Source organism: bacterium (genome assembly GCA_024226335.1).
GTDB lineage: Bacteria > Myxococcota_A > UBA9160 > SZUA-336 > SZUA-336 > JAAELY01.
Window position 1 is genome coordinate 1 of sequence record JAAELY010000355.1, and the last position, 17237, is coordinate 17237.

Below are 17237 nucleotides of genomic sequence, written 5' to 3' on the forward strand. Positions count from 1 at the left end.
CTGCGAAGCGCGATGCATCCGCCTGCGCTGCGTCGCGCGACCCTCTGCAGATCTACGGATCTGCGATCGGATCACGCTTCTTGCTCAGGCGGCGACTCCCGCTTCTCGCTCGAATCCTCCCTGTGCAGAGATTCCCTAGCCCGCGTTTCTCAACGACGGGGCGGCATCTGCCGCCCGACAACGTCGAAGAACAGTTCCAGTACGCGGTAGGTCAGTCCCCAGACCGTGTAGCCCTGGTAGCGAAAGGACGAGTACGAGCCGCTGAATCCAGCGCGTTCGAAGCGATAGTCGTGGGAGCTGTCGCGATGCAGGATCCAGGAAAGTGGTACCCAGACTGCGGACTGAACCTCGTGGTTGGCGATGATCGTCGGCCGTTCGGGAAGCTCGTACACGTAGGACGAGATTACGATCTGCGCGGGTTTTGGCGATTTCGGCCCCCCCATCACATCGTCCAGTCGCCCGATCGGGGTCGCGAGATCTACGCCGACCTCTTCTAGGGTCTCGCGCTGAGCCGTATGCCCCATCGTTGCGTCAATGATGTCTCGTCGCCCTCCGGGGAAGGCCATCTGTCCGGACCAGGGGTCGCCCTCGCGCACGGCACGCTCGATGAAAAGCAGCTCCGGTCCGCTGCCGTCCTCAGGTTCGTGCAATACCAGCGCAACTGCGGCGTGGCCCCGGGTTTCCGCCGGGGAAGGCACCAGACTCGGCTCGTGGGAAACAATCTGGCTGCGAATTCCCTCGAGAACGAGGGGATCTGGGTCTTCAATTGTCATCGCTACGGGAAAATACCCACCAGAGAGCTATCCTGCCGCGCGTTGAGCTATTTACTTGTAACCAACGACGATGGGGTGGACTCACCGGCGCTCGTGCCGCTGGTGAAGGCCCTGGCGTTGATCGCCGAGGTCCGGGTGGTGGTGCCCGGCGGGGAGCGCAGCTGGATCGGCAAGGCGATTACCCGCTGGGCCGACATCCCGATCGAGAAGGTCAAGCGAGAGGGTATCGAGATGACGGCAGTTGGGGGTTTCCCCGCCGATTGCACCAATCTCGCCATCCATTCGCTGTTCGACGAGCCGCCCGACATGGTCGTATCGGGCGTGAACATCGGACTCAACGCAGGGCTCGGTTTCTTTCTTTCGAGCGGAACCGTCGGGGCCGCAATGGAGGGTTGGATTGCGGGCCTTCCGGCACTCGCCTTCTCGTTGGGGGTCGTCGACGGCGACCGGAACTGGAAGCGCGAGGCGCTTGGGGAGCGATCGCGTCCTTTGTGGGAGCGGGCGGCCGAAATCTCGGCCGACATCGTGCGGACCGTGCGCGAAGATCGATTCCCCGAGGGGACGGACCTGATCAATGTGAACTTCGGGCGCGATGCAGATGTCCATACACCGCGAGTCGTGACGCAGCTCGCCCCGGTCGGATACGGCGCATTGTTCGGGCAAAAAGAGGACGGAGTCTACTCCCACCAGTTCGCCGGTGGACTTCGGAACGAAGCCGATGTCCTTCCCGAGATGGACTTCGCTGTCCTGCGTCAAGGACGGGTGTCAATTACCCCGGTAAGGCTCGCGCACACCGCCGAGGTTTCGGATTCGATCCGCAGTCGTCTCTCCAGATCGGGGAGTTGATCCGATCGGCGCGGCACTTCGTGCAGCCCTTGTTGCTTCTTTGCCGAATTCGCGATTGACAGCAACGCAATCCTGGAATAGACCTCAAGCAAGAGCCTTGACGCGGTTCAGTTTTCCGTCGGTAGGCGATTCTGTCTGGGGGGGGGTCCGTCACGCGTCGCATCGCCTTCATCAATGAGAAGGGAGGTAGCTGCAAGACGACACTTGCATCGAGTGTCGGCGACTACCTCTCGCGCGTTCTCGACAAGCGAGTATTGCTGATCGACCTGGACCCTCAGGGTCAACTCGGCAAAGTACTTGGCGTCGATGTGGGTGCGGCTCGCAAGACGGCACTCGATATGTTGTTGGACGCAGTTCTCGGTGAGGACACGCGCCCGGGATTGCCGATCGTGCGCGCGCGTCATCCCAATCTCGATCTTGTTCCATCCAACAAGTCACTCGCTCTCTTTCCACAGGAAGCCGCTGAGCATGATGGCGCGGAGTACTTCTTTCTGCGTGACGCACTCGAGCGAGTCACAGGCTACGATTATGTTCTGTTCGATTCGCCTCCCTCATTCGGTTCGATCACTCTCAACATCCTGCTCGCCGCGAGTGAGGTCGTACTGCCGGTTCCACTCACATATCTCGGACTCGACGGCGCGGCCGAGATGACTCGCACCGTGGAGATGGTGCGCACCCGTTTCGATCATCCGGCGCTGCAGATCAGCATGGTCATTGCCACGTTCGCACGGCGAACCAAAATGGCGGCCGAGATCCTCGAGAAGCTGAAAGAACATTTTCCGAAACAGTTGTCCGACACGGTCCTTGGCTATTCCGTATTGATCGACGAAGCCCAGAGTCGTTCCAAGACGATTTTCGAACACGCACCGCGCTCTGCTGCGGCCCGCTGGATGGCAGCGATTTCCGAAGAACTGGATTCCGGCGCGCCAGCACGGGCTTTCGAGTTGCGGAAATGAGCAAGGACACCCGGAAATCCCAATCGCTAGGCAGCGATCCCTTCCTTCAAAGCGATGGGACGCTTCCCTACCTGCTGCGCCTTCGCGAGCGCAGCATCCAACTCGTCGATGACGATGACGAGCCTCCTCCACGTCGTCCGACGAACCGCCAGTCGAGTGCGCCGCCCGATCTGGGTCCGCCAGTTCCGGAAGTTCCCGGATATGACGAAGGCGATGAAGCGGCCGGAATTCTCGATCGACTCGCGGGGGTATTGCTCGAACGCGAAGACGAGGAGCGCATCGCATCCCTCATCAGCCGCCATGATGCCCGTCACTACGATTCGTTCGGGCTCAACGGTCGCGTCGCCCGCCGAGCTTTGGCCGTCTTCAAGCAGCTACACGAGAACTACTTCAGGGTCGAGAGCCACGGCCATCAGGTGATCCCCGAGAAAGAGGGCGCGATCCTGGCCGCGAACCACGGAGGTCTGCTTCCTTTCGATGCAGCCATGATCGTGGTCGATATTATGTTGCGAGCGCAACCCTCGAGACTCGCTCGTAGTGTCGTGGATCGCTGGGCCGGTAAGCTGCCATTCGTCAACGTGTTCTACGCGCGAGTCGGGCAAGTGATCGGAAGTCGCGAGAACTTCGGCGCACTACTGCGCGACGATCAACTGGTTCTGGTATTTCCCGAAGGTATGGCGGGGGTGCGCAAGCGCGCAGCCGAACGCTACGTCCTGCAGGACTTCCACCTTGGCTTTGTCGAGGAATCGCTCAAGTACCGCGTGCCGATCATTCCGGTCGCGGTGGTGGGCGCGGACGACCAGGCGCCAATTCTTCACAATTCCAAGACGCTTGCGAAGTTACTCGGCTTGCCGTTCTTCCCGATCACGCCCACGTTTCCGCTGCTAGGCCCCCTGGGTTTGCTTCCCTATCCCGTGAAGTACGAGATCCTGTACGGCGATCCGTTCCGCTTTTACGAGGAGTTTCCAGTAACAGCAATCAAGGACCCTCACGCCATTCGTTACATGGCGGAGCAGGTGCGGCGGCGAATTCAGGTCACCCTCGATCAGAGGGTGATTGCACGCCGAAGCAAGCGATTGTGAGTCCGCGATGCGCCGCGTTCTGATCACACACGTCGATTCTGCAGTCGGGAGACGACTGGTCAAGGTGCTCTACCACGATCCCGACGTGTCCCTGGTACTGGGCATGGGGACTGGCCCCGAACCGAGCTTCTTCGAAGCTTATCGCGACAAGTGCGCCTACCAGCGCCTCGATCTGGCGAAGGCGCGTCATCTGAACAACTTCTTCCATTCCGAGCGCTTCGCCCGCGCGCGGCTCGACTCCGTGTTGCACTTGCCATTCACGAGCAATCCACCGGGCGAGCACATACCGGGAAATGTCTCCGTACTGGTTTCCGAAACCCGTCGTCTCGTCGAGGAATGCCAGAAACAGAGTTGCATCGAGCGTTTCGTCTACCTGTCGACCGCCTTCGTCTACCGGCCAGAGCCCGGTAACGCCAGTGTCTTTGATGAAGGCCAGCTATTGGGTTACGACGCCGAGGAAGATCCTGAAGTCCGCTCCTGGATTGATGCAGACATGATCTGTCAGCGGGAAGCCAATGATCCAAAACTGAGCATGACGATTCTTCGCGCCGCGAGTATCGTGACCGAAAACGGGGACTTCGTGAACTCGCCGCCGCTACAGCGCGGCTCGACTCCACTGGGTTTCGACCCCATTTTCTCGGTGGTTACCGAGCGCGATGTGGCGCGGGCGCTGGTGCTCGCGCTGCATTCCGACCGGCCCGGTGCTTACAATATCTCCGGTCGCGAAGTCTTTCCGCGCTCGGAACTGTGCAGCAACGAGCGTCGCTTCGGACTGTTGACGGTTCCGGGCTTCGTCAACGGTGCCGTGTCTCTGATCGAGACGGCACTGGGCCGCAATTCGTCGCACAGCACCGTTTTCCATCGCTTCGGAGCCGTGCTCAATACCCGATTGGCCGCGGAATCACTCGGGTTTGAACCCCAGTATCGAGTCGAAGTACGAGGCCGCGGCGGTGAGCGCCGCGTAGAAACCGTCCGCTGTCGCTAATCCGCCAGGGGTGGCTCAGACTTCCGCGCCGGATTGTTCCTCGGAAGCGGCTTCTGGTTCGGCATCTGCCGCCCGATCCGCTCCATTGACGTTCGTGAGTTTCGGATTCTCGATTTCCTGCTCCGCGTCAGGCGTTTCGGAGGCTTGAACGTCAACCGTCGGAACGTCCTCTTCGGGTTCTTCCGAAGCCTTCTGCTCGGCCTCGAGCGCGGCCTCAGCTTCCGGCGCAGTTTCGGGCTCGGCGGCAACAGGCTCCGGCTCGGCCGCAACAGGCTTCGGCTCCGCGACAGGCTCGGCCTTGGGGATACGGGGTCCATGTGAGGTGATTTCGAACTGCTCGGGGTGGAAGGTGGCATTGGCCACGATTTCGACCTTCCGGCCCAGGCGCTCGCGAACCAGATCGACGGTTTCCGCCGCGTCGTTCGTCAGAATCTCGGCTACTTCGTTATGGCAGTGCAGTCGCAACGTTTCACCGCGCAGATAGGTGGCCGCACGCGGCAACTCCCGGAAAGCACGGTTCGAGGTCGTCTGACTCGACTGCAGGTAGCCCTTGCCCTCGCATACCGGACAGGGGTTGCACAGCTGTTGTTCGAGACTCTCCCGGGTGCGCTTGCGCGTCATCTCGACCAGCCCGAGCTCGGAGATCTTGAGTAGATTGACCTTGGCCTTGTCTTCGCGCAGCGCTTCGACCAGTGACTTGTAGACCCTCTCGCGGTTGGCGGCGATCTCCATGTCGATCAGATCGAGGATGATCAACCCACCCAGGTTGCGGAAGCGCAATTGGTGCACGATCTCGCGAACCGCCTCGAGATTGGTCTTGAGCGTGGTCTCTTCGAGATTTCGACCCTTACCCCCGGTGTAACGGCCGGTGTTCACGTCTACGGCAGTGAGCGCTTCGCTCTGGTCGATGATCAGATAGCCGCCCGACTTCAGCCAGACCTTGCGACCCAGACCCTCTTCGATCTCGTTTTCGACACGCTGTGAATCGAACAGGGGCTGAGTGCCCCGGTAGTGCGTGATGCGGGGGCGAGGTGCCGCCATGAACTTGTGAGCGAAGGCCTGCATATCCCCGTAGGCATCCGCATCGTCGACCGCAATCTGCTTGGTTTCGTGCGAGACCAGATCCCGCAGCACTCGCAGGTGCAGCGCGGGCTCTTCGTACACCAGGGCGGGAACGTCCTTGTGCTCCTTGAGCTTTTCCTGGATCAGCTCCCACTGGCTGGTCAGGTATTCGATGTCGGCCTTGATATCGGCTTCGCTGACCCCGTGCGAAACGGTGCGCACGATGAATCCGAGTTCGCGCGGTCGGAACTTCTCTACGATCTGTCGCAGGCGCCGCCGTTCGCGATCCCCCACGATGCGTCTCGAAACGCCGACCCGATTGGCCCAGGGCATGAGAACCAGGTGTCGACCCGGCAACGAGATGCGCGAGGTGATTCGCGCGCCCTTCGTGCCCAAAGGCTCCTTCGAAACCTGAACGACGACCTCGGCGCCCTCCTGGAGGACGTCCTCGATCTGAGGAGTTGGCGCCCGGCCTCGGCGCCCGCGGCCACCTCGGTTGTTGCCGCCATTGGTGTCGTCGTCGAGGTCGACATCATCCAGGTCGGCGCGGTAATCACCGGCGGGCAGGAAGCCGGCCCGATCCAGGCCTATGTCGACGAAAGCGGCCTGCATGCCCGGGAGAACCCGGGTTACGCGTCCCTTGTAGATCCCGCTGACGACGCCGCGTTCATTGACTCGTTCGATGTGAAGCTCGACAACCTTGTCGGCTTCCCGGAGCGCCACCCGCGTTTCGCGCGGGCTGACGTTCACGAAGATTTCGTTTCGCATCAAAGATCCCTTTGGGGTACCGCGCCACGTCCGTTCGGCGGCCGCGGGCGAGTATGCTCGTCTTCGCGGCCGACACCGGGTCGGATCGATGGGGTACCGTAGTATTGGAAAGTTTCAACATATCAGTAAGAATCGAACAGGTGGCCCGTAGCGCGCGTGAGTACGGTTCGCGCTCGTGGTTGAGTAGGCCTCCTGTGGTGGACGTAATGCTGGACGTCCTTCCGTGGCGATAGCCCGAATAAGATGGAACACCTTTCGAGGCTCGTACTGAGGATGAAGAGACCCTAATGGAAGGCTCCGAAGCGGTCAATGCACGCGTGAGGCGTTTACCGCCTGTGGACAAACTGGTAGAAGCCTCCGGAATTGATGTGGAACTGCCCCGATGGAGCCTTCTCGCGGGGGCCCGCGGGGTGCTGGCCGAGGCTCGCAGTGCGATTCTCGCGGGTCGCGAAGACGTCTCCGTGGAACTGGAGGAGTTGGCGCGCTTGAGTCGGGCCCGGGCCGCCCGCCTCAGCCAGCCCTGGCCTGTCCGGGTCATCAACGCCACCGGCATCGTGCTCCACACCAACCTGGGAAGGGCACCGTTGGCAGAGGACGCCGCGCGCGAAGTTGCGCGCGCCGCGTCGGGCTATTCCGACCTGGAACTCGACCTGTCCAGTGGCCAACGCGGTTCGCGAACCGAACGGGTCGCCGAATTGCTGTGCCTGATCGCGGGCGCGGAAGCAGCGCACGTAGTGAACAACAACGCCGCCGCTTTGCTGCTCGCAGTCGAAGCGATCGCCGCCGAGCGCGAGGTCGTTTTATCGCGCGGGGAAATGGTCGAAATCGGAGGTTCCTTCCGAGTACCGGAGATCATGGAGGCCAGCCACGCCAGTCTGCGAGAGATCGGCACGACCAACCGCACACATCTCCGCGATTACGAGAGAGCGATCAACGATCGGACCGGAATGCTGCTGAAGGTCCACCGCAGCAACTTCCGCATCGAGGGTTTTACCGCTGATGTGAAGTTGACGGAGCTGGCCGAGCTCGGAGCGCGGTGCTCGGTACCGGTGGTCGAAGACCGGGGCAGTGGCAGTTTCGTCGACCTGCGGGAACACGGTGTCCCCGAGTCCGAGGCCTGGGAGGGCCTGCGTGCGGGTGCGGACCTGGTGCTGTTTAGCGGTGACAAACTTCTGGGCGGACCGCAGGCGGGCATCCTGCTGGGACGCGCCGAACTGATCGAGCGCGTGCGGCGTCATCCGATGGCGCGCGCGATGCGCGTCGACAAAATGACCCTGGCCGCGCTGCACTGGACCCTTCGCACCCTGCTCGACGATCGAGCGGAACAGATTCCGGTGATCGGCAAACTGCTCGAGCCTCCCGCTGCGCTGGCGGCTCGGGCCCATCGCCTGGCCGCTGCCCTTGTGGCCGTTGGCTGGTCCGAAGCCACGGTCGAAGAGCTGTCGAGTTCGGTCGGCGGTGGCGCACTTCCCGAGATCCAGCTTCCCAGCTGGGTCGTGCGAATTCCCAGCCGGTCGCAGGAATCGGGAAAAGGGCGCAACGCCAACGAGCTGTCGCGACTCCTGCGTACGGGTTCGCCAGCGATTCTGGTGCGCGTGCACCGAGACGCCATCCAGCTGGACTGCAGAACCCTTTGCGATGCCGAAATCGAAGCGATCAGCATGGCCTTCGGGAAACTCTTCGTTGATCGAAGTGCCCGTTCCGGCTAAGGTAATCGCATGCTTGAGGCTTCAGTACTGGTACTGAACCGGTCCTATCTACCGATCCACGTAACATCGGTACGACGCGCCTTTGTCCTCTTGTATCGAGGGATGGCTCGGGCGGTCGACGCCGAGTACGACACATTCGATTTCGAATCGTGGCGCGCCCGCACGCCCGAACCCGGCAAGGCCGTCGCCGGCCTCGTGGGCGGAGTCATCCAGGTTCCTCGCGTGATCCTGCTCGCGGCGTTCGACCGAATGCCCCGCCGCCACGTGCGCTTCAGCAGGGCCAATATCTATTCGCGCGATCGCAATACCTGTCAGTACTGCATCCAGAAGCTGGGTAGAGCAGACCTGAATCTCGACCATGTGATCCCCCGCTCACAAGGCGGTCGGACCACTTGGGAGAACGTCGTTTGCAGCTGTTTGGACTGCAATCGGATCAAGGGAGGCCGTACTCCCCGGCAGGCGGGCATGCGTTTAAAGCGCCGTCCGCAGCGTCCCCGATGGACACCCATGGCAGGTTTCGTCGGATGGGGGCAAACTTACCCGGAGTGGGGACCCTTTCTCTCGATTATCAATGCGTCTAACGGGAACGCCGAGCTGGCTCAGCATTAGACGCCGTGATCCTTCTGCCGAAGGTGACGGAGCAGACGCTCCGGAAAAGCAGACTCGCGTCTGGGCAATGGGTGGCGGCAAGGGGGGGATCGGCAAGAGCTTTCTGGTCGCGAACTTCGCGACAGTGGCGGCTCGCTCCGGTCTGCGCGTAATCCTGATCGACGCGGACCTCGGAGGTGCAAACCTCCACACTTGTCTGGGTGTGCGCGGAGGCGAACGCGTAAACCTCTCAGACGTTCTCGAAGACCGCGTCGTCGATCTCAACAAGGCGGCCATCGAAACGCCAATCCCCGGTCTGCGATTGATCATCGGCGCAATCGGGAAGGTCGGGAAAGCCGAAACGACTACTGAACAACGCGAGCGTCTTCTCGCTGCAGTGCGCGAACTTCCTGCTGACCTTGTTATTTTCGATCTCGCCGCGGGCACGGATCGCTCGACGGTCGACTTCTTTCTGGACGCAGACAAGGCGTTCCTGGTCACGACACCTGAACCGACGGCGATCGAGAACGCGTACGCTTTCTTGCGAGCCGCTTTCTATCGTCGACTTTCGCAGGCCTTGCAGGATTCGCCGGTTCGCGATCTGGTCCGCATGGCCATGGACCAGCGGAACGAGCGCGGCATTCGCACTCCTTCCGATCTTCTGGATGAAATCGATCGGATCTCCCCGGAAGAAGGTCAACGAGTGCGAGGAGTGATCGCGGCGTTCTCCCCTACGCTAGTCGTGAATCAGGTTCGCAACAGCGAAGAAGTAAAAATGGGTTTCTCGATCCGCAGCGTGTGTCGGAAGTTCTTCGGGATCAACGTCGACTATGTGGGCTACATCAACTACGATGATTTCGCCTGGCGATCCGTCAAGGAGAGGCGGCCTCTGGTTCTCGCTTACCCGCGCGCCGATGGCGCACTCTATATCCGCAGAATCGTAAAAAAGCTCTTGGGGAGCTGAGCAATGAAACCGCTTGTGGACCAGGATTTCTACAAGCTGCTGGAAGTGCCGCGCGGCGGAACACCCAAGCAGATCGAACGTGCCTACCGGATCGCTCGCGTTACTTGGGAGCCTTCGTCAACCGCGACCTACTCGGTCTTTTCCACCGACGAAACCGCCGCGATCCTGCGCCGCATCGAAGAAGCCTACGCCGTGCTTTCCGATCCGCAGTTGCGTCGCGAGTACGATGCACGGCTCAGGAGCCACGTCGAACAGGCGCAGGTGGCCAGCAGTACCGAAGTCCCCCTGGAAGCGACGGTCGAGTCGTCCGTCGAACCGAGCGCGGAACCCCCCGAGCTTCGTATCACCGCCGAGCGCGTTGCTCCGCAGCCACCTCTGCGGGCTCCGCCCAAGGATTCCGAACCCGAAGTCGAACTGGACGAATCGCTGGAGCCATCGGACGGCGTGTACGACGGCACGGTCCTGCGTGCCGTGCGCATGAGCCTCGGTATCGAACTCGACGAAATCTCCTCGCTGACCAAGGTCAACGAAGACTACCTGAACAACATCGAGGCGAACGAGTACGAAGCGTTGCCTGCAACGGTCTATGTGCGCGGCTTCGTCAAGGAATACGCCAAGAGCATCGGGCTTTCCCCGACGACGGTCGCCGAAAGTTATTTGCAGCGCATGAAGGCCAGTCTTGGAGTTCGCGACTAGTGGACCTGATCTCCAACCCCCGACGCGCGCGACGTTTCGCGCGCGTGATCTTCTCCGATGTCGCGTTCTACGCGGGTGAGCAGCTGCGTATCGGTATCGAGAAAGACGATCTGCTCGACCGCCTGGCGCCCGAGTTGGAGCAGGCGCGGATGTACTACGACCACAACGTAGATTCTTCGCTGCCGGACAAGCAGCGCATTTTCAATCACGCGCTGGTCGACGTGCTCATCTATCCGATGCGCGGTCTGCCCAGCCACATCTGGTAGCGGGTCGGGATCCGGCGTGAGCTTCACGCACGAAGTCGGCGAAACGCACGTGGGCAAGCGACTCGATGTTGCGTTGGGCGAACTGGAGCCAGAGATCTCGCGCGCCCAAGCGCGGCGCCTGATCGACGACGGTGACGTCATGTTGGACGGGCACCTCGCCAAACCATCGCACCGCCTGAACTCGGGGCAGCGCATCAGTGGCAGTATTCCGGCCGCGCTACCGTCCAGTGTGGAACCCGAGGCGATTCCGCTGACCGTGCTGCTCGAAGACCCACACGTGATCGCAATCGACAAACCAGCGGGTCTCGTGGTGCATCCCGCAGCCGGACATCGCGCTGGAACCCTCGTGAATGCGCTCTTGCATCACTGCGACAATCTCTCGGGGGTCGGCGGCGTTCTGCGACCCGGTATCGTGCACCGGCTCGACAAGGACACGTCCGGGGTTCTCGTGGTCGCAAAGAACGACGTGGCGCACCGGAGCCTCGCCGAACAGTTCAAGGCGCACTCCATTGATCGCGAGTACCTGGCACTCGTGCGCGGTACGCCGCGTGCGGACGAGGGATCGATCGACGCGCCCATTGCACGCCACCCCAAGGATCGCAAACGCTACACGACGCGCAGCAGTGGCGGGCGCGAAGCACGTACCCACTGGCGCGTCGAACGGCGACTGAAGGAAGCAACCCTCCTGCGCGTGCGCCTCGAAACCGGTCGAACGCACCAGATCCGCGTTCATCTGGCCTCGATCGGAATGCCGGTGGTCGCCGATTCCGTCTATGGCGGTGGACGTGCTGCGCTCGGTCGCTCACTTGGCCGGCAGGCCCTGCACGCCACGCTACTGGGTTTTGATCATCCGAAGACCGGTGAGCGCGTGCGTCTGGTCTCGGAACTTCCCGAAGACCTCTCCGTATTCATCGCGGGGCTTCCAGGATGAACCCGGCGGGCTACGAGACCTCGGATCTGCTCAACGAGTTGGACATCGATCACGGTTTTGGAACCCGATCGGCTGACCCGGCTGCACCCGGTGACGTGTTTGGTGCGAAGCAGGTGCACGGAACCGAAGTGCTTCGCGGGCCGCGAATTCCCAAAGGGGCGGAAGCGGACGCGATGTTCACGCAAGAGCCCGGGGTGGCGGTGGGAATCGTTACGGCGGATTGCGTGCCGGTCCTCTTCGTCGACAGAGATGCTCGCGTCGTGGCCGCCGCGCACGCCGGTTGGCGGGGCAGTGCCGATGGGATCGCCGCAATCGTCACACGACGACTCGAGCGGGAGGCGGGCGTGTCGGCTGTGAACCTCTTCGTCGCAATCGGTCCGCATATCGGCCCCTGTTGTTACGAGGTCGACGAACCCGTACGCAAGAGGATCTCGCAGGCGAGTGTGTTCCAGGCTGTGCGCTCCGGCCACTACATGCTCGATCTTCTCGCGCTGAATATCGCCCAGCTCGTTGGCGCGGGAATTCCCCAAGCGCAGATCGAACACGTGGGCGCCTGCACGCATTGCCATCCGGAGCGTTACCCCAGCTACCGCCGCGATGGCACTGGCGGACGCATGCTGCACTACGTGCGCATGCCACACGCCACGGGCTGAGCCCTCAATCTCGGACCCGAAACGCCCGATTCATTCCCAGGTCTTCAGTTCGTGCCCCTGGTCTTTCTCTAGCCCCGTCTCGTCCTGCACCCGCTCCAACCGCCATCCGAGAACGCCCATTCTGAAAATGAAGGAACCTCGATGAATCTCAAGGAACTGAAGCAGAAGAATGTCACCGACCTGTCGGAGATGGCCAGCGCCCAGGGTCTGGAAGGTATGGGAGGCATGACGAAGCAGGAACTCATCTTCGCCATCCTGGAGATGGAAATGAAAAAGGAAGATGGGGAGATCTTCGGCGAAGGCGTGCTCGAGAGGATGTCGGACGGCTATGGATTCCTGCGCTCGCCCGATTCCAGCTACTTGCCCGGGCCCGATGATATCTATGTTTCGCCTTCGCAGATTCGTCGCTTCAACCTGCGAACCGGCGATACGATCGAAGGGCAGATTCGCTCGCCGAAGGAGGGTGAGAAATACTTCGCGCTTCTAAAGGTCAATCAGGTCAACTTCGATCGCGACCACGCAGCGCATCGGCGCATCAAGTTCGATTCGCTGACCGCCTTGTATCCGGACGAGCGATTCAAACTCGAGACCCAGTCCAAGAAGCTGACGACTCGCGCCGTCGATTTGGTCGCGCCGATTGGCAAGGGCCAGCGCGCGTTGATCGTATCGCCGCCGAAGGCGGGCAAGACCATGCTGCTGCAGGATCTGGCCAATGCCATCACCAGTAACGACCCGAAGGCCATCGTGATTGTGTTGTTGATCGACGAGCGTCCGGAAGAGGTGACCGACTTCCAGCGCCACGTGAAGGCCGAGGTCGTTTCGTCGACGTTTGACGAACCGCCGACACGCCACGTACAGGTCGCTGAAATGGTCATCGAGAAGGCGCGCCGCCTGGTCGAGCACGGACGCGACGTGGTGATCCTGCTCGACTCGATCACGCGACTGGCCCGCGCGCACAACTCCGTGATCCCACATTCCGGCAAGATCCTGTCGGGCGGTGTCGACGCAAATGCCATGCAGAAGCCCAAGCGCTTCTTTGGCGCTGCGCGCAATGTGGAAGAGGGTGGGAGCCTGACGATCATCGGCACGGCGCTCGTGGATACGGGCTCGCGCATGGACGAAGTGATCTTCGAGGAGTTCAAAGGCACGGGAAACTGTGAGATCCATCTGGACCGCAAACTGGCGGATCGCCGCACCTACCCCGCGATCGACCTCAGTCGCAGCTCGACCCGCCGCGAGGAACTCTTGATGGACGACGACACGCTTCAGCGCATCTGGCTGCTGCGAAAGGTCCTCAACCCGCTCAATTGCGTCGATTCCATGGAATTCCTGATCGACAAGCTGAAGGCGACCGAGGACAACGCCGCCTTCATGGACTCGATGAGCAGGTAGGGGATCCAGCGTTTGCCGGTCCCGGTTCCCGATTCCGGTTGAGTCGCCCGGGACCCTGAGCTAGGGTAGCCACCCCATGAAGCCCGATATCCATCCCGAGTACAAAATGATGCGCGTTCACTGCGCCTGCGGGAATGAGTTCGAAACTCGTTCGACCGTCGACGCAATTCGGGTAGAGATCTGTTCGGCCTGTCATCCGTTCTATACGGGTAAGCAGAAGATCGTGGACACCGCCGGAAAGGTTGAGAAATTCCGGCTCCGCTACGCGAAGAAGAGCTGATCCCTGTGGGTTCTCAGGCCCACGCTATCTCCTCCCTTCACCCCTAGCTTTCGCCCGATGTCGCCCCGCGCTCGTCTCGCGTGCTGCGGGCTGAGTGCGTTTCGACGCTCGGAATTCCCATGTTCGATCGGATTGAAGAGGTAGAAGCCCGGTACAACGAGCTGGAGGCCCAGCTCGCGACGCCCGAGATTGCCTCGAACCCGAATCTTTTGCGCGAGGTCAGCCAGGAGCTGGCGGCCCTGCGCGACACGGTCGAAACCTATCGGCGGCTCAAGGAGCTGCGGACGGCCCTGGCCGACAACGAAGATCTGCTCGGGGACTCGGATGCAGAAATTGCCGAGCTGGCCAAGGCAGAACTGGGGGAGATTCGCCCCCAGATCGAAATCGTGGAAGCCGAGCTCAAACGCCACCTGATCCCCAAGGATCCCCGCGACAGCCGCAACGTGGTCATCGAGATCCGCGGCGGAACCGGCGGAGACGAGGCGGCGCTGTTTTCCCACGACCTTTTTCGCATGTACTCCCGCTACGCCGACGAACGCAAATGGAAGGTCGAAGTCCTTTCCGCGTCGGAGACCGATGGTGGCGGCATGAAGGAAGTCATCGCCACCATCACGGGCTCGGGAGCCTACGGTCGGCTGAAACACGAGAGCGGCGTGCACCGCGTGCAGCGGGTACCCGCGACCGAGTCGCAGGGCCGTATCCATACTTCCACCGCAACCGTGGCCGTCCTGCCCGAAGCCGAAGAGGCCGACGTGACGGTCGAGGATAAAGATCTGCGTATCGACGTCTATCGCGCTTCTGGGCCCGGCGGGCAGAGCGTCAATACGACTGACTCTGCCGTGCGCATCACGCATCTTCCGACCGGCCTGGTCGTCACCTGTCAGGACGAGAAATCCCAGCACAAGAACAAGGCGCGGGCCATGAAGATCCTGCGCTCGCGGCTCTATGACGCAGAGCAGGACCGACTGGCCGCCGAGCGCGCCACCGAGCGCAAGGGCCAGATCGGAACCGGCGGACGCAGTGAACGCATCCGGACCTACAATTTTCCTCAGAATCGCGTCACCGATCACCGCGTCGGAGTGACTCTGCACAAGCTCGAACGTGTCATGGAAGGCGATCTGGGTGAATTGATCGAGCAGGTAGTCGTCGATCTGGAAGCACGGGAGCTGGAAGGATGACGCAGCAATCCTGGACCTTGCTCTCGCTCCTGCGCTGGACGACTGGGTTCTTTCAGGAGCACGAGATCGAAACCGCCCGACTCGACGCCGAAGTCCTCCTGGCACACGTGCTGGGGATGAAGCGACTCGATCTGTATCTGGCTTTCGATCAGCCGGTGGCTACTGCCGATCGCGCAAGCTTTCGTGAACTCGTGCGCCGACGCGCCAAAGACAGAACTCCCGTCGCCTATCTGACCGGAGTTCGGGAGTTCTGGTCGATGCCGTTCCGGGTGTCCGAGGACGTCTTGATCCCGCGGCCCGACACCGAGACCCTGGTCCGGGCAGCGGTCGAACTCGCTCCCCGGCGAGTGGTCGAACTGGGCACGGGCTCGGGTTGCGTCAGCGCGGCCCTCGCACGCGAACTCCCCGAGGCAGAGATCGTCGCAATCGAGTGCTCCGACGCGGCTCTGGCGGTCGCGACCCGGAATCTCGAAGCGCTGGAACTCGGCGGCCGCGTCAAGCTCGTCCAATCCGCCGATCTGAGCGGACTCGGCGGAGGTTTCGACCTGATCATCTCCAATCCCCCCTATATTCCGGAAGCCGACCTGGCAACGTTGCAACCCGAGGTCCGCTGCGAGCCTCAACTCGCGCTCGACGGCGGTCCGGACGGTCTGCGCGTCATTCGCGAAATCGCCGCCCAGGCACCGGACTGCCTGAAGCGTCCCGGCTTCGTGGCGCTCGAGATCGGAATCGGACAAGCATCGGCCGTCGAACAAGTGCTGCGCGACTCCGGGGCGGACGAAGTCGCCATCATCCAGGATCTCGCCGGGGTGGATCGCGTGATCCAGGCCGTGTTTCGGGAGAACTGAGTCATGGATCGATTCACCATCGAAGGCGGAACACCGCTCTCCGGCAGTATCGCTGCCAGTGGATCCAAGAACTCCGTGCTCGCCTTGATGGCGGCCACATTGCTGACCGACGAAACCATGACGCTGTCCAACGTGCCGCGCGTGCGGGACGTGGAAACGATGGCTTCCATTCTGGATCATCTCGGCCTGCGAACCGGCTGGGAATCTCCTGACACCCTGACCGTGGAGGGAGGGGAGCCGACCCGCATCGAAGCGCCTTACGATCTGGTCCGCACGATGCGAGCGTCATTCATGGTGCTCGGACCGCTTCTTGCGCGCTCCGGCCACGCTCGGGTCTCGTTGCCCGGTGGTTGTGCGATCGGGGCCCGGCCAGTCGATCAGCACCTGAAAGGCATGGAGGCGCTGGGCGCGAAGGTCGAACTCGAAGGCGGATACGTCGAAGCTCGAACCGATCGACTGCGCGGCGGGCGCGTCGTGTTCGATCTGCCGACCGTCAATGGCACCCAGAACGTCTTGATGGCTGCGTGCCTCGCAGAGGGCGAGACCAGCATCGAAAATGCTGCGATGGAGCCTGAGGTCCAGGAGTTGATCGCCGTACTGCGCACGATGGGTGCGCGCATCGAAAAGAGCGGCCCCGACAGTCTGTGCGTGCAGGGAGTGACGCGTCTGTCCGGTCTGCGTCATTTCATGGCGGGCGATCGTATCGAAGCCGGAACGCTGCTGTGCGCGGGTGCAGTCACCCGAGGCGAAGTGGAAGTAACGGGGGTCAATCCCCAGCATATGGTCTCCGTGACCGGGAAATTGAGTGAGATCGGGTTCGACGTGCGCGTGAATGACGACTCGATCAGCCTGCGCCCCGGTGACGTCGCGCGCGGGGTGCGCGTGAAGACCGCACCCTTCCCCGGTTTTCCGACGGATATGCAGGCGCAGATCATGACGTTGTTGACGCAGACCGAGGGCGTTTCCGCCGTGACCGAGACCATCTTCGAAAACCGCTACATGCACGTACCGGAGTTGTGCCGCATGGGCGCGGAAATCGAGATCGACGGTCGCACGGCAATCATCTCGGGACCGACCCGGCTCTCCGGAGCGCCCGTCATGGCGACCGATCTGCGGGCGAGCGCTTCGCTCGTGCTTGCCGGTCTGGCGGCGACCGGAGTGACCCACGTTCGGCGCGTCTACCACATCGATCGCGGATACGAACGGATCGAGTCCAAGCTGGAGCGGCTCGGCGGACGCATCTTGCGCGAGGCGGAGTGA

18 protein-coding genes are annotated in these 17237 nt (G+C 62.0%); 16 read left to right on the forward strand and 2 right to left on the reverse strand.

All coding sequences use genetic code 11. The annotated features are described in order from the left end of the window. Positions 1-149: 149 nt before the first annotated feature. Positions 150-773: a CoA pyrophosphatase gene (locus tag GY725_18410; GenBank protein MCP4006161.1), complete on the reverse strand. Its 624-nt coding sequence runs from the start codon at positions 771-773 to the stop codon at positions 150-152. A gap of 42 nt (positions 774-815) precedes the next feature. On the opposite strand from GY725_18410, the gene surE reads away from it, so the two are divergent. The 4 genes from surE to GY725_18430 all read left to right on the forward strand — a co-directional run bounded on the left by surE (position 816) and on the right by GY725_18430 (position 4642). Continuing rightward, the gene (gene surE, locus GY725_18415) at positions 816-1619 is read left to right on the forward strand and encodes a 5'/3'-nucleotidase SurE (protein ID MCP4006162.1); all 804 of its coding nucleotides are present in this window, start codon (positions 816-818) and stop codon (positions 1617-1619) included. Between the two features lie 131 nt (positions 1620-1750). Then, a complete protein-coding gene (locus tag GY725_18420; protein MCP4006163.1) occupies positions 1751-2575 on the forward strand; it encodes a ParA family protein in 825 nt (274 codons plus the stop codon). Further along, positions 2572-3657: an acyltransferase family protein gene (locus GY725_18425; protein MCP4006164.1), complete on the forward strand. Its 1086-nt coding sequence runs from the start codon at positions 2572-2574 to the stop codon at positions 3655-3657. Before GY725_18420 ends, GY725_18425 begins: the two co-directional genes overlap by 4 nt. Before the next feature lie 7 nt (positions 3658-3664). Further along, the gene (locus GY725_18430; protein ID MCP4006165.1) at positions 3665-4642 is read left to right on the forward strand and encodes a hypothetical protein; all 978 of its coding nucleotides are present in this window, start codon (positions 3665-3667) and stop codon (positions 4640-4642) included. Positions 4643-4657: 15 nt separating this feature from the next. Here the strand turns inward: GY725_18430 and GY725_18435 are convergent, their stop codons facing one another. After that, on the reverse strand, positions 4658-6472 hold the full coding sequence (locus tag GY725_18435) for an Rne/Rng family ribonuclease (protein ID MCP4006166.1): 1815 nt from the start codon (positions 6470-6472) through the stop codon (positions 4658-4660). A gap of 287 nt (positions 6473-6759) precedes the next feature. On the opposite strand from GY725_18435, the gene GY725_18440 reads away from it, so the two are divergent. The 12 genes from GY725_18440 (at position 6760) to murA (ending at position 17237) form a co-directional block, all read left to right on the forward strand. Further along, positions 6760-8181, forward strand: coding sequence for an L-seryl-tRNA(Sec) selenium transferase (locus tag GY725_18440; GenBank protein ID MCP4006167.1), 1422 nt, complete (start codon positions 6760-6762; stop codon positions 8179-8181). 9 nt (positions 8182-8190) lie between these two features. Then, positions 8191-8790, forward strand: coding sequence for an HNH endonuclease (locus tag GY725_18445; GenBank protein ID MCP4006168.1), 600 nt, complete (start codon positions 8191-8193; stop codon positions 8788-8790). A 67-nt stretch (positions 8791-8857) separates the two neighbouring features. Continuing rightward, complete coding sequence (locus GY725_18450) at positions 8858-9733, forward strand: MinD/ParA family protein (protein ID MCP4006169.1); 876 nt, start codon at positions 8858-8860, stop codon at positions 9731-9733. Positions 9734-9736: 3 nt separating this feature from the next. Then, positions 9737-10429, forward strand: coding sequence for a DnaJ domain-containing protein (locus GY725_18455; GenBank protein MCP4006170.1), 693 nt, complete (start codon positions 9737-9739; stop codon positions 10427-10429). Then, complete coding sequence (locus GY725_18460) at positions 10429-10695, forward strand: hypothetical protein (GenBank protein ID MCP4006171.1); 267 nt, start codon at positions 10429-10431, stop codon at positions 10693-10695. The genes GY725_18455 and GY725_18460 overlap by 1 nt, the downstream gene beginning before the upstream one ends. 16 nt (positions 10696-10711) lie before the next feature. Further along, positions 10712-11626, forward strand: coding sequence for an RluA family pseudouridine synthase (locus tag GY725_18465; GenBank protein ID MCP4006172.1), 915 nt, complete (start codon positions 10712-10714; stop codon positions 11624-11626). Further along, complete coding sequence (gene pgeF, locus GY725_18470) at positions 11623-12279, forward strand: peptidoglycan editing factor PgeF (GenBank protein ID MCP4006173.1); 657 nt, start codon at positions 11623-11625, stop codon at positions 12277-12279. Before GY725_18465 ends, pgeF begins: the two co-directional genes overlap by 4 nt. Positions 12280-12420: 141 nt before the next feature. Beyond that, positions 12421-13671 carry a transcription termination factor Rho gene (gene rho, locus GY725_18475; GenBank protein ID MCP4006174.1) on the forward strand — a complete coding sequence of 417 codons (1251 nt, stop codon included), beginning with the start codon at positions 12421-12423 and terminating at the stop codon, positions 13669-13671. Between the two features lie 76 nt (positions 13672-13747). Beyond that, positions 13748-13951 carry a 50S ribosomal protein L31 gene (gene rpmE, locus GY725_18480; protein MCP4006175.1) on the forward strand — a complete coding sequence of 68 codons (204 nt, stop codon included), beginning with the start codon at positions 13748-13750 and terminating at the stop codon, positions 13949-13951. A gap of 119 nt (positions 13952-14070) precedes the next feature. Continuing rightward, positions 14071-15129: a peptide chain release factor 1 gene (gene prfA / locus GY725_18485; GenBank protein MCP4006176.1), complete on the forward strand. Its 1059-nt coding sequence runs from the start codon at positions 14071-14073 to the stop codon at positions 15127-15129. Further along, positions 15126-15977: a peptide chain release factor N(5)-glutamine methyltransferase gene (gene prmC / locus GY725_18490; protein ID MCP4006177.1), complete on the forward strand. Its 852-nt coding sequence runs from the start codon at positions 15126-15128 to the stop codon at positions 15975-15977. The genes prfA and prmC overlap by 4 nt, the downstream gene beginning before the upstream one ends. Before the next feature lie 3 nt (positions 15978-15980). Then, positions 15981-17237, forward strand: a complete 1257-nt coding sequence (gene murA, locus GY725_18495; GenBank protein ID MCP4006178.1) for a UDP-N-acetylglucosamine 1-carboxyvinyltransferase — start codon at positions 15981-15983, stop codon at positions 17235-17237.